At 37.3% G+C, this 13,338-nt stretch carries 9 protein-coding genes; all 9 read left to right on the top strand.

Annotated elements, in window-relative coordinates; genetic code table 11:
- The first annotated feature begins 15 nt into the window (after nucleotides 1-15).
- The 9 genes from DWW52_RS13655 (at nucleotide 16) to DWW52_RS13615 (ending at nucleotide 13,336) form a co-directional block, all read left to right on the top strand.
- Nucleotides 16-1,113 (top strand): BF3164 family lipoprotein, encoded by a 1,098-nt coding sequence (locus DWW52_RS13655; protein ID WP_118716062.1) that lies wholly within the window; start codon nucleotides 16-18, stop codon nucleotides 1,111-1,113.
- A complete protein-coding gene (locus DWW52_RS13650; protein WP_118716061.1) occupies nucleotides 1,103-1,591 on the top strand; it encodes a hypothetical protein in 489 nt (162 codons plus the stop codon). The genes DWW52_RS13655 and DWW52_RS13650 overlap by 11 nt, the downstream gene beginning before the upstream one ends.
- A gap of 14 nt (nucleotides 1,592-1,605) precedes the next feature.
- Nucleotides 1,606-2,646, top strand: a complete 1,041-nt coding sequence (locus DWW52_RS13645) for a DUF1573 domain-containing protein (RefSeq protein ID WP_158582598.1) — start codon at nucleotides 1,606-1,608, stop codon at nucleotides 2,644-2,646.
- Nucleotides 2,647-2,680: 34 nt separating this feature from the next.
- Complete coding sequence (locus DWW52_RS13640; protein WP_148315372.1) at nucleotides 2,681-3,031, top strand: hypothetical protein; 351 nt, start codon at nucleotides 2,681-2,683, stop codon at nucleotides 3,029-3,031.
- Between the two features lie 99 nt (nucleotides 3,032-3,130).
- Nucleotides 3,131-6,490, top strand: coding sequence for a hypothetical protein (locus tag DWW52_RS13635; RefSeq protein WP_118716058.1), 3,360 nt, complete (start codon nucleotides 3,131-3,133; stop codon nucleotides 6,488-6,490).
- Between the two features lie 71 nt (nucleotides 6,491-6,561).
- Complete coding sequence (locus DWW52_RS13630; protein WP_118716057.1) at nucleotides 6,562-7,146, top strand: RNA polymerase sigma-70 factor; 585 nt, start codon at nucleotides 6,562-6,564, stop codon at nucleotides 7,144-7,146.
- A gap of 56 nt (nucleotides 7,147-7,202) precedes the next feature.
- Nucleotides 7,203-8,366 (top strand): FecR family protein, encoded by a 1,164-nt coding sequence (locus tag DWW52_RS13625; protein ID WP_118716056.1) that lies wholly within the window; start codon nucleotides 7,203-7,205, stop codon nucleotides 8,364-8,366.
- Between the two features lie 166 nt (nucleotides 8,367-8,532).
- The gene (locus DWW52_RS13620; protein WP_233556907.1) at nucleotides 8,533-11,877 is read left to right on the top strand and encodes a SusC/RagA family TonB-linked outer membrane protein; all 3,345 of its coding nucleotides are present in this window, start codon (nucleotides 8,533-8,535) and stop codon (nucleotides 11,875-11,877) included.
- A gap of 10 nt (nucleotides 11,878-11,887) precedes the next feature.
- Nucleotides 11,888-13,336 (top strand): RagB/SusD family nutrient uptake outer membrane protein, encoded by a 1,449-nt coding sequence (locus DWW52_RS13615; RefSeq protein ID WP_118716054.1) that lies wholly within the window; start codon nucleotides 11,888-11,890, stop codon nucleotides 13,334-13,336.
- The last annotated feature ends 2 nt before the right edge of the window (nucleotides 13,337-13,338 follow it).

Here is a 13,338-nt window from a genome sequence, read left to right as displayed (position 1 = left end):
TAAAATGTATTGTTTATGAGGCGAATATTATGTTTTTTATTATTAGTTTTTTTAGTTTCATGTAAGAAAAATAAGGATGTCAAATTATCTTATTTCGAATTAGAGGATTTTTCTAGAACAAAATATTGTACATCGAATTCCATTAATATCCAAGTTGCTAATTCTTTGTCTTATCATGTTTTACATGATTCCTTGGTCTTAGTGACAACAAGAGGAAATGGAGGTTATTTTGTTGAAATGTATAGCCTGAATAGTAAACAAAAGATTATGGATTTTGCACAGAAAGGACTGAATGCGAACCAGTTTTCCCATGCAAGAGTCGTTTTGGATGAAACAAATGTATCTTCTATCTTCTATCTTTATAATGTAATAACTAATTCTATCGTTGAAATCAATGTTGATTCTTTATTAAAATATAAAGATACTTATTCTTTTAAAAAGATATACTTCTCTGGATATACGAATGTTCCGAGTTTTTGTAAATATGATGAAACAAGATATTTAGCACAAAATAAATACTATTCCATTGTTAAAGACTTGGATAATAACGTAAACCGTTTTGTATTTGTGAAGAAAGATGAGTTTGATATTACAAATAGTACTTATTCAAAGTCTTGGGAGTACAAATATTACTTGTCAAATATAAATAAGGTGATAATGTTTAGTGATTCGACTAAAAATCGTTTATGGTGTGTATTAGATGGAGAAGATCGGTTTGATATTTATAAGAGAGATGATTTAAGTTTATTGAAATCATATAGTGGTCCTTATCATTATGATGTTGAATATGTTGTGGGAGAAGAAGGGAGGGGCAGTTTGCCATTAGTGGTGAGAAATGGAGTGTATTCAGGATATGGCGCAGCTGTTACAACAGATAGTTGTGTTTATTTGTTATTGGGGAATCAAAATTATAAAGGAAAAAGAGAACTCCCAGATGTGATTTTAGATAAAAGTGAAATATATAAACTGAGTTGGGATGGAGAGTTGTTATGTCGATATGTTTTAGATCGTTATGTGTATGCTTTTTCAATGGATAGTGAAGGAAAATATTTCTATTGTACAGTGAAAGAGAATCGTCAATTTGATCCTAAATTTGTATATTATGAACTTTGAAATGATTAAAAAGTTTTTTGTTTTTTGCGGTGTAATACTTTCTTGTGGTTGTGGTAATAAATCAAATAGAGAATTACAACATATAGAACTTGGTGAGTTTCAGAACCAAATAAAAAATGATTCCGTAGCTTATAGAATCGTATGTATAATTGATGGCGGGTGTTCTTTGTGCATTGGCGATTTTGTAGAATTAAATATGAATTTTCTTAAAGGGAAGAATGAGTACAAATGTCCATTGTATTATTTCGTCATGACAGGCGATCCTGTAACATTTAAAGGTAATCTAATGAAATTTAATCAGGTCGTAAGTGGAGAACTTTTTGTTGATACAACTTATTCTTTAATGCGAACTAATCAATTATTTAAAGAATCCAGAATAGAAGTGTTTTTAATAAATAAAGACAACCAAATTGTAGTCTCAGGGAATCCCTTTATTGATAAAAAAGTACGTTGCCAATATGATAATTTATTGAAATGATATTATTTGTGAGAATGAAAGAAGTTATATATATATTATTCATATTATTATGTTTTGGATGTGTACGTCATCATTCCAATATTGTATTTGAAAATAAAAGTTTTGAGGAAATTTTTGGTGATACCTCATTGATCGATAAAGATCATGTACTTTTTTTTATTCGAATGAAAGATTGTATTTCGTGTGATTTACTACAAGAGGACGCTTTTAATGATAGAAAATTATTGCAAAGAATGTCTGATAAATATGTGTGTGTAGAACAATATGTTGATTTAAACGAGGATAAATTTATACCACAGTTACTATATGAGTATAGTTTTCCGATGATTGTTGTTTTTTCTAAAAGTGGTATGTTAGAGGCATCGATAATAGGAAATAGAACTGCAAGGGACTTAACATTAATGTTGGATAAAATTGAGGCATATCGTGGTTTTGTTTCAAACTCTCGTAATAGATTCGCTTTAAATGATACATGTTATGTCGGTTTAATAAAAAAGACGATGAATGCTTTTCTTGCTTTAAAAAGTGAGGATTTAGGAAAAGCAAAAGATGAGATTGAAGCATCAATAGAGATCCAACCTTATTTTTATAATTTGTATATAGGATCTCAAATCTATAAAAGATTAGGAGATACAATTCGTTTTACAGAATATACAGATCGAGCCTTAAAGATGAATGATCGTTTTGATAATTTATTGTATAATTCGATAAAAGAGAAAATTTGTGCCCCAACTGAAGAACTAGATATTGTTACTTCAATTTCTTTTGAAAAGACAATACATGACTTTGGTCGTATATCTAGTGAAGATAATATGGAGTGTTCGTTCCTATTTAAGAATAATAATCCTTTTCCGATAATAATTGAAAGTATAAAACAATCCTGTGATTGTATGGAAATTATTTGGGATACAAAACCAGTATTACCTCAAAAAATTGGAACTGTAAAAGTGATATATAAACCTTCCTCTAAAGGGGTGTTTATGAAAGGAATATTTTTAACAATATCTAAAAGCAATAAGATCATTCCTTTGCATATAAAAGGAGTGGTTATATAAGAAGATTGTAAATGTAACTACTAATAACAAACTTATGAAAAAGAGATCTTTAAAAGGAATGATGAATAGAATAATAATTTACTCGGTTACGATATTAGCGTCTTTCTTATTTTGTTGGCGGGAGGCTGATGCTCAAGTACAGGGAAAGACCGTGTGTTTGACCGTGACCGATGGTTTTTCTGCACCACTGTATGGCGTATATGTCGTGGATACTCGTTGCCGATTGCTGGTGACAGCAACGGATGAAGAGGGACAATGTGAGGTTTTGCTGAAAGGTCTTTTAGTAGGCGATACATTGGAATTTCCTTGCTTGGTTTTTTATGTTAAGCGAGTGGCGGTGGATTCTCTACATGATGGGATGGTTATTGAACTTCTGGAAAAATGAAGATATAGGTGTATTTGTTACGTGTGTTAATCGGATGTTGTTCTTGCTATATGGTAGGGTACAAAAAAGGTCTGTTTGTAGGAATTAAAACGTTTAATTATGAGTACTAAAAGAATCATGATGGTTGCCCGCTATGAGGCAAAATTGTTACGAAGGAGCTGGATGTTCCTTATCTTTGCTATTCTAGGCGTGGCGGGAGTGGCATGTTTTCAATTTTTGATAGGAGATATTGATGTTACCGAGGAATATAGTTGGGGTGCTGGTCCATACTTGTGGTATTTGAGAGCATTGCCTTCGTGTACTCCTTATATGAATGCTTATCTTTTTAATTTTCTGCAAGCATTATTGATTGTATTTTTTGTGGTGGAATTGGAAAAGCGTTCTCGGCTGACGACAATGGAGCCGTTGTGGACAAGGCCATCCACGAATGGAGAATTGATGTGGGGGCGAGCTTTGGGAATAGGAGGAATGATTATCTTGTTGAATATCATTTCGGTGTTAGTAACAATGATGTTACATCTATTGATTAGACCGTGGGCTTTTGATACTAGTATGTATTTATTTTATTTTTTGACATTGACAATTCCTTCCTTGATCTTTTTTTTAGGTGTTTCTATGTTTGTAAGCTATTGGATTCGTTCACAAGGGATAGCTGTGTTGGTGTTATTGGCTTTAATTGCAATCATGATTGGAAGTGAGGGATGGTTACACGGACTAATGGATCCGTTGGCAAAAACGATTCCCGCAGTATTTTCACCGGAAGTCGGGTTGGTGAATATGAACTTATTTTTATTACAAAGGCTTGTGTTTTTAAGTTTGGGTGGGGCTTTATTGGTTTATTCCGTTTTTTGTGCGGAACGTTTGACCGGAGAAGCGGAAAAGAAGAATGTCTTGTTTTTGATCGGTACGATTGGTTTGGGCATAGCGATATTTGCCGGTGTTAGTTATGAAGGGTATTTTATCCGGGGGACAAAACAGAGGGAGATGTATAGGCAGGCCTATATCCGGCATGATGATAAGATGAAAGTGCATGTTTTGGAACATGATATTTCTTTTAAAGAGTGCGTGGGGAGTATGGAGGCCTCCAGCCATATGAAAGTTCGTAATAATTCGGGGCAGGAACTGCCGTCAATAGTGATGTATCTAAATCCCTCTTTAATGATTACTCGTTTGACATGCGAGGGGGAAGAGGTGCAATACAAGCGGGATGAACAGGTGATTGAAATAAGCCGGATGATACAACCGGATGATACGTTAAATATCAGGATGGAATATGAAGGATGTATTGATGAGCGGGTTTGTTATCTGGATTTGTCTGATAAAGAGTATTACGATACGAAGGCAAATAGTGTCAGTATCTATCGGTTTGGGAACAAACAGGCTTTCGTGGGAGAAGAGGTAACGTTATTACAACCCGAGTGTTTGTGGTATCCCCAAAGTGTGGCTCCCGTGAACTTGTCTTCCTTATATGATCGTCAGGTTGATTTTACCCGTTATTCGTTGACCGTGGATCATGCGATAGGAAGATCAGCTGTTTCTCAAGGGATTCCTGAACGGATGAATGGGCAGACTTTGTTTCAGCATAAGCATGCTTTGCAAGGAATCAGTTTATCTATAGCCGAGTATGAAAATCGTTCGATAGAAGTAGATGGGACACGATATGATATTTTCTTTTTTAAAGAGAGTGCTCCTTTGCTTCAAGCTTTTGCCGCTCCGGAGAACGTGATTAAGACCGTGATAAGAGATATTAAATTTATGACGGAATCCTCGTATTGCCAGATGGAGGCTGAATACAAGAAAAAAGCACAGGAAGTCTGGAGGAAAAAGGGGGAGATTGATGGAGAGAATCCCGAGATCTACAGTCCGTTAGGGCGTTATCCGTATGAGTGGTTTATTATGACGGAAACGCCGGTTTCCTATGCGAGGTTTCCTAGGGGGTGGGCATTAGGAGATGAATACTTACAAGCCGGGATGGTCCTGTTGAAAGAGCGAATGGCAAATTTCCCTTTTTTGAATATAGGTCAACCCAATGGTGAAGAATGGGATGCCGTGGCAACGAATAACTTAATTCAAGACTACAGGATGATTTTTAGATCAGAATTATGTGATATAACCCCATTGTTTAGTGGAAATACCTTTTTTATGACTTCGAAGGAATTTCCTGCTATACATGAAGTGATCAGAATACTAGGAGTACCCATTGATTTTTCAAGTGCAGCACTGCAGGCTCCGGAAAGAGTGAGCGATGTGATGAATTACTTGCAGAATCATAGCCTAGAGCAGGCATTCACGGATAAACATATTTCTTCTAAGTTGTTGAAAGAGGTTATAGAATGGAAAACCTATGAATTGAGAGAACGTTTAAAATATGAACAGTCTGAAGAAAAGTTTATTCATTTTTACAAGCATTTCTTGGAAAAACATTTATTTGAAACAATAGATATCAATCTGTTTTGCGAGGAATATGGGAAAGAGTTCGGGGTGAACTTAAAAGAACGATTAGGCATATGGTATGAAAGTGATCATTTACCCGTGTTATTATTAGGTGATTGCGTGTTAACGGAATTGCCGGAAGAGGATAATGAAAGTAGAAGGACTAAACCATCGTTTGCTCGATTTAAGGTTTATAATCCTGGAGATTTGGAAAGTGTGCTGATCGCTCATGGTGCTAAAATAAAAGGAGAGAAAACCTCTCGTTTTTTAATTCGTGGACATGAATGCAAAGAGATTCGTGTTAAGATGGATTATCCCGGTTTAATGATAACTTATCCTTTGGCGCAAAACTTGCCTATGGGAAGATGGGTTCTGAGTGATGAAATGCGTCCCTTCGATGGCGATACATTAACGGGCGTATTCACGGCAGATTCTTCCGTGTTTCAACCTCGGCCCGGTGAAATTATCGTGGATAATCGAGATCCCGGATTTAAATTGATTGAACCTCAGGGAGAGAAATTGTTTCATATGTTCCGGGGAGGAACGAAATCTTGGGAACCGGTAAAAAGTAATTTTGAACGTTGGACTCAAATGGTCGATAATCGTTTTTATGGAAAGATTGTGCATGATGCGTATTGTAAAGGAGTGGGGACGGGGAAATATAAAGCTGAATGGACGGCCCAAATACCCGAGAAAGGGATCTACGAAGTATTCTTTTATAATGGAGAGTTTTTTAAAATGGGATTATCGTTGCAAGCAAGGAAAAAAGGTGGAGTACGATACTATACGGTTTATGATCGAGAAGAGGGAACGGAAGTGCAAGTTGAACCGGCTGAAGTTCCAATAGGCTGGGTTTCTTTGGGCAAATATCATTTTGAGAAAGGGGAAGCCAAGGTTGTTTTGGACGATAGGGGAGAGGCGATAAAGGAGGGTGAAAAGACTTCTGTGGTTGTGAATGGGATGATGATTACGGGTATGTATAAACAAGCTATCGTGGCGGACGCCGTGAAGTGGGTGAAAGATTAGAACATTTTTTTATCCGAAGATTGTTGTATATTTGTACCATGTGAACCTGAGTTACTTTTATTTAGGGATATATGGAATTGGATTATAATTCGGAACAATTAATTATAGAACTTCGCAATGGGAAAGAACAAGCTTTTGCCCACGTGTTTCGTATGTATTATAATCCTTTGCTAAATTATGCCGGACGGATATTGAAAGATCCCGAGGCTGCGAATGATGTGGTACAAGAGATATTTTGTCGTTTATTCGAGCGTCGGAAAGAATTAAGGGAGGGATTTCAGTTGAGGTCATATTTATATAAATCGGTATATAACAGTTGTCTGGATGCAATAAAGCATCGAAAGGTGGAGACAAATTACGTTAATCAAGAATTATTGGATTTCTATTTTTCGAAAGTGATTGAAACCCCGGAAGCGGAATTGGCTTTGTTGGACGAGGATCTGAAAGGGGCAATTCAAGATGCGGTAGATAAACTACCGGAACGCTGTCGGGAAATATTCGTGTTGAGTAAAGTGGAAGGTCTTTCAAATAAACAAATAGCAGGACAACTGGGAATTTCTATAAAAACCGTTGAAGCACAGATGACGACGGCTTTTGTTCGTTTGCGAAAAGAGTTAGGTTGGTTATTGTGCGTGATTTTTTTTCAAAATTTATAAGAAATCTCTAGGGGTAAATTCGTCTTTAGTCGTTATAGAGATATAACGCATAAAAAATGACACAAGAATCAAGTAAAGACGAATTGATATTAAAAGTTTTGGATGGAGTCGCGACTCCGGAAGAAATCCAGAATTTGGCTCGCTGGATCAATGCTGATTCGGAGAATGAGGCCTATTTTAATCAATTGAAAAAAGCGTGGAACTTGACGAGTGGGCCTGTTTCTTCCGTGGAAAGAGAGGAAAAGGAATTGAAAAATTACATGGTTTATGTTCGTTCCAGGCAGAGAATATATCGTATCCGTCAGGTATTTAAATATGTGGCCATAATAATGATTCCCCTATTGGGGGGAATTTATTGGTTACAGAAAGAAAAGAATTCCATGAAACCGCAGCTTGTTGCGATGGAGTCTAAAATTGTACCGGGCGAATATAAGGCGACTTTAACTACTTCGGGGGGAGAGACGATCGTATTATTACCTTCTAAACAGGAAGACATTCATGTACAGGAGAATATTACTGTGACGAACGGGCAAACCGGAATCGTTTACCAGAATACGGCAAAGGCAGCTTCTGTATTACAGTATAATACATTGAAAACTCCTCGGGGAGGTGAGTATACAATAACTCTATCTGACGGGAGTCGGGTATATTTGAATGCGTCTTCCGAGCTGAAATATCCTGTGTTATTCGATGAGAAGAAACGAGAAGTTCGTTTATCCGGGGAGGCTTATTTCGAGGTTGCAAAGGATTCGGAAAGACCTTTCTACGTGGTGACAAACACGGTACGGATAAAGGTCTACGGGACCTCTTTTAATGTAAACACGTACAGCACACAAGGTACACAAGCCGTGTTGGTTTCCGGTAAAGTGGGTATACGTGGTGTGGGGGCAGATAAAGAGTATATTATGAACCCCTCTGAGTTAGCCGAGTTTGATAACGATGGAACGTTTAAACGGATTAGGGCAGTAAACACGAGTGCTTACACGGCTTGGCGGGACGGAAGATTGGTATTCGAGGATGAAAGTTTGGAGGAAATCTTGAATCGGTTGTCCCGTTGGTATAATGTTGACGTGTTTTATGGAAGTGAGGTTGTGAAAAATTATCATTTTACCGGATATATGGAAAAGTATGAAGATGTGGATACTATATTGAAGGCTATTAGTAAAATGGTTGGTGTGAATTTTATTGTAAAAGGCAAAACAATAACAGTTACAAAATGAAAAACGGAGAATGTTAGCGCATCCCCCGTCTTAATGATAATAACGTGACACGTGGTCCTAGGAAAACTGACGAGTCACAAGTATTAATTATAATTACAAATTTATGCAAAAAAAACGATTATACCTATGGTTTAATGGGTATGAGAACAAAAAATTTTTGTTAGCAATGAAACTTTGTATTTCATTCATGCTGTGTTTCACTTTGGGCTTATCGGCATCAACGGTCGCTCAACAACAAAAAGTGAATTTGGATTTGAGTAATGTTTCGATGAAAGTCTTGTTTAACGAGATTCAGAAACAGACGAATTTGTATTTCGTGTTTAACACGGAACAAACCCAAAAACTTGGAACATTTTCTGTTCAGGCAAATGATGAAGCCGTGGAAAGTGTTTTGCGGAAAGTATTGAAAAATACGGGAATGACATTCGAGTTTGATGGAAATTTGATCATTGTTCGGCCGGATGAACCGGAAAAAAAGGAAACGGTAAACATTAAAGTATCCGGAACGGTGAAAGATGAGAAAGGTGAGTTTTTACCGGGTGTTACCATCTTGTTGAAAGGCACTCGGATTGGCACGGTCACGGATCTTGACGGTAAATTCAATTTCGAATTACCGAAACAGGATAGCCTTGTTCTTGTCTTTTCGTTCATTGGTTATAAACAACTAGAAGTAAGGGTAAACAACGAGAACACGAAACCTTTGTCAATTGTCATGAAAGAGGACGTGACTGAAGTGGATGAAGTTGTGGTTACCGGTATTTATCAGAGAAAAAAAGAAAGTTTCACGGGATCAACGGCAACATTTAAAAAAGAGGAATTGAAGATGGTGGGTTCGCAAAACTTGATCCAGAGTTTGAAAACCTTAGACCCATCCTTTGCTATCATGGAAAACAATCAATTCGGATCGGACCCGAATAGGTTACCGGATATTGAGATTCGCGGTAAAACAAGTGTGATTGGGCTAAAGGAACAATTCGGAACGGATCCCAATCAGCCGTTGTTTATTTTGGACGGTTTCGAAACGACGTTACAGGTCGTAACCGACTTGAACATGGAGCGGGTGGAATCCGTGACGATCTTGAAAGATGCAGCTTCTACTGCTATTTATGGATCAAAAGCTGCTAATGGTGTCGTTGTCATAGAAACAAAAAGGCCGGAACAGGGTAAATTTAAAATTTCGTATGTTGGTGATTTTAGTATTTCCATGCCGGACCTTTCTGATTATAATTTGATGAATGCAGCTGAGAAATTGGAGTTTGAGAAATTGGCCGGATATTACACGGCTTCTTCTTCGGGAAGTACCGGATCAAGAATGACACAACAAGTTTTGGATAGTTTATATAACAGTCGTCGTGCAGAAGTCTCTCGTGGAGTTAATACGTATTGGTTACATGAACCGTTAAGGGTTGGATTCAGTCACAAGCACAATCTGTATGCGGAAGGGGGAGATGAGGCCGTTCGTTACGGTTTGGGAATAAACTATAATAATATTTCCGGGGTGATGAAACAGTCTAGTCGAAATATTATTGGTGGTAACTTTGATTTGAGTTATCGAAAAGGTAAAATTTCTTTTGCCAATAAGTTTTCATTAGATTATAATAAAGCAGAGAATCCCATTGTACCATTTTCCGAGTTTTCAAGAGCAAACCCTTATTATCGGAAAACGGATGAGAATGGAAAGATCGAACGTTATCTGGATCATTTTGTTATTCCGAATACAAACACAACTTATTCGGTTGGTAACCCACTTTGGAATGCTAGTTTGAATAATTTAGATGAAGAGGATCAATTTAGTTTTAGAAATAATTTAAATCTGGAATGGAGAATCATGTCATCTTTGTATCTTAGAGGGCGTTTAGGGATCGGTAAAGGGGTGAAGAAAACGGAAAAATTTGTTTCTCCCCAACATTCATCGTTTGATAATTATACACAGGATAAAAAAGGACGTTATACATCGACAACGGTTAGCGAATTTTATTATGATGGAGATTTGACCTTGACTTATGGCGCATTATTGCGGGAAGTTCATCAGGTGAATGCTGTTTTGGGAACCAATCTTCGTTCCAGCTTGTCAACAAGTGAAGGATATACCGTTACTGGTTTCCCTAATGGAAATTTTACAAAGCCGCCTTTTTCGAATGGTTTTACGGAAGGGAGTAAACCGACGTATTCCGAAAGTGAAAGTCGTTCACATAGTATCTATTTTAATGGGGGATATGCTTATGACAATCGTTATTTGTTAGATGTGAATTTCCGTTTAGATGGTTCTTCTGCTTTTGGTAGTAATAAACGTTACACGGAAACCTGGGCAGTTGGTTTAGCCTGGAACTTACACAATGAACTATTCTTGCGTGACGTGAATTGGATCTCTTTGTTTAAGATCAGGGCTTCCATCGGAAATCCTGGAAACCAGAATTTCAGTTCATATCAGTCCGAGACAAGTTATTCATTTAACACGTGGATGCAAAGTTCTTTTGGGACGAGTGTTCTGATCGATGCGATTGGTAATCCTAATTTGAAATGGCAAAAAACTTTAGATAAGAATATAGGTATAGACGTTTCTTTGTTGAGTAATCGTTTGAACTTGAATATGGATTATTTTATCAAGGATACGGATCCCTTATTAGTTTACATTACGGTTCCTTCTTCCGTGGGAATTACTTCTGTGGGTACAAATATGGGAAGTCAGCTTACTAAAGGAATAAATGGGACATTGAAATATTCACCCATCTATCGCCCGTCAGAGAGAATAAACTGGACGTTAAGTGTCAATTTCAGATGGCAAAAAGCCCGTTATGAAAATATAGGTAATAGCTTGGAAAAATTGAACGAAGCAAACCGAGAGGAAGGAGATGTAAGTGGAGACGGTTCTTACCGGGATAAAAATACCAGTTTGACACGTTATTATGATGGAGGAGACCCGAATTCTTTGTGGGCCGTTCGTTCCTTAGGTATTGATCCGTCCACGGGACGAGAGGTATTTATAAAGAAAGACGGAACCTACACTTTTGAGTATGATGTGAAGGATGAAGTTATCGTGGGAAATAGCCAACCGAAACTGGAAGGAGTATTAGGAAGTACCCTGTATTACAAAGGTTTTTCTTTCTCTTTTTATTTCCGCTATAAACTAGGTGCTGATGTGTTTAATAATGCTATGTACACGAAAGTGGAGAACATTTCGGAGAGTTCATTAAAATATAACCAAGATAAACGGGCATTATATGATCGCTGGCAAAAAGCTGGAGATCGTGCTCAATTCAAAGGAATCTCGTTAACAGAAACCACGAAAATTTCTTCTCGTTTTGTCCAGCGTGAAAACGTGTTAAGTGGAGAGTCTATTTCAGCCGGGTATGATTTTAATCCGAAAAAACTGGCGAAGTTAGGAGTGTCTGCCGTTCGTGTACAAGCGAATATGAATGATATTTTCCGGATTTCCAGCGTGAAAGAAGAACGTGGTATTGATTATCCGTTTGCTCGCACGATGTCGATGTCTCTTTCTGTAACTTTTTAAATGATGTGATATGAAAGTATTAAAATCTATAAAAACGATATGTGTCGCGTTACTCGTGATCATGATAAGTGGCTGTGATAGTTGGTTGGATCTGAAGCCGATAGATAAAGTGTTGGAAGATCAATTGTACGAAACCGAAGAGGGATTTAAACAATCTTTGACAGGGGTATACGTGGAGTTGAATCAAAGAAATTTATATGGTGGGGATTTAATGTTCAGGATGGTTGAAATACTGGCTCAGCGTTATAATCTTTCGTCCATTGGTACTTATAAGGAATGGGTCGCTTATAATTATAGTGATGATGACGTGAAATCAAGCATAGATGGTTTATGGCAAAAGATGTATGCTTTGATTATGAATTGTAATAAATTGATGGAGAATGCAGATCAGCGTAAGGATGTATTTACAGGCGATAATTATAATCTTGTTTACGGGGAAGCGTTGGCTTTGCGGGCAATGTTGCATTTTGATCTATTGCGGTTGTTTGGGCCCGTTTACAAGACAAATCCGGAAGGGCTTTCGATCTGTTATAACAAAAAATTTTCTTACGAGGGATCAAATATTCTTCCGGCATCGGAAGTCATTGATAATGTGTTGACGGATTTGAAGAAAGCGGAAGAATTGTTGGTTAATGATCCGGTAATCACGGAAGGCCCGAGAAATACCACGGCCGCTGATGGGAATAATGATATGCGTTTACGTACTTATCGGTTGAATTACTATGCCGTGCAAGCTTTGATGGCGCGCGTGTATCTGTATGCGGGACAAAATGAGAATGCATTAACTATGGCTCGGAAATTAGTCGAGATACAGCCTAAATGGTATCCCTTTGTGAAATATAACGCAATAATGGAAAGTAGTAATAAGAAAAAAGATAGAGTATTTTCAACAGAGGTCCTGTTTGGTTTGGAAAACAAACAGCGGGGGGATATATTCACGGATTACTTTACTCCGGAATTGGATAATGGGATATTGGCTCCGACAAATACAAGTTTGTTAAATATATTCTTATCGGAAAACTCTAGTGATTGGCGTTTTACACCGTTTTGGATCAAGCCGGATAATGGAAAATATACTTTCCGTTGTTTCCATAAATATGAGGCAACGGAGGAGGCTGATCCTTTCTACTCTTATTTGGTTCCGATGATTCGTATCAGTGAGATGTTTTATATCGTGGCCGAAACGACGGATGATGAATCAGAGGCACGGGCTTGTTTGAATCAAATCCGGAGAAATCGAGGTCTGATCGCTTTTGAGGATACAGAAGTGATAGATATACAGCAAGTTTTAAAAGAAGAGTATATGAAAGAGTTTTTTGGTGAGGGACAATTATTTTATTATTACAAACGATTGAATGTATCCTCTATTCCAGCTGGTGATGATAGTGGGGATGTTGTCATGGACGAGACAAAATATAAATTTCCGTTACCTGATAGCGAAACTGATTATAGAAATTAAAA

It is taken from the genome of Odoribacter sp. AF15-53, from assembly GCF_003479425.1.
Lineage (GTDB): Bacteria > Bacteroidota > Bacteroidia > Bacteroidales > Marinifilaceae > Butyricimonas.
The sequence above is the reverse complement of the archived record's forward strand: the minus strand, read 5'-3'. Positions and strand labels throughout refer to the sequence as shown.

Excerpts from the sequence above, each read along its gene's own strand:
- DWW52_RS13655 (WP_118716062.1), top strand. The coding sequence starts at position 16 with ATGAGGCGAATATTATGTTTTTTATTATTAGTTTTTTTAGTTTCATGT.
- DWW52_RS13640 (WP_148315372.1), top strand. The coding sequence starts at position 2,681 with ATGAAAAAGAGATCTTTAAAAGGAATGATGAATAGAATAATAATTTAC.
- DWW52_RS13635 (WP_118716058.1), top strand. The coding sequence starts at position 3,131 with ATGAGTACTAAAAGAATCATGATGGTTGCCCGCTATGAGGCAAAATTG.
- DWW52_RS13645 (WP_158582598.1), top strand. The coding sequence starts at position 1,606 with ATGAAAGAAGTTATATATATATTATTCATATTATTATGTTTTGGATGT.
- DWW52_RS13650 (WP_118716061.1), top strand. The coding sequence starts at position 1,103 with ATGAACTTTGAAATGATTAAAAAGTTTTTTGTTTTTTGCGGTGTAATA.
- DWW52_RS13630 (WP_118716057.1), top strand. The coding sequence starts at position 6,562 with ATGGAATTGGATTATAATTCGGAACAATTAATTATAGAACTTCGCAAT.
- DWW52_RS13620 (WP_233556907.1), top strand. The coding sequence starts at position 8,533 with ATGAAACTTTGTATTTCATTCATGCTGTGTTTCACTTTGGGCTTATCG.
- DWW52_RS13615 (WP_118716054.1), top strand. The coding sequence starts at position 11,888 with ATGAAAGTATTAAAATCTATAAAAACGATATGTGTCGCGTTACTCGTG.
- DWW52_RS13625 (WP_118716056.1), top strand. The coding sequence starts at position 7,203 with ATGACACAAGAATCAAGTAAAGACGAATTGATATTAAAAGTTTTGGAT.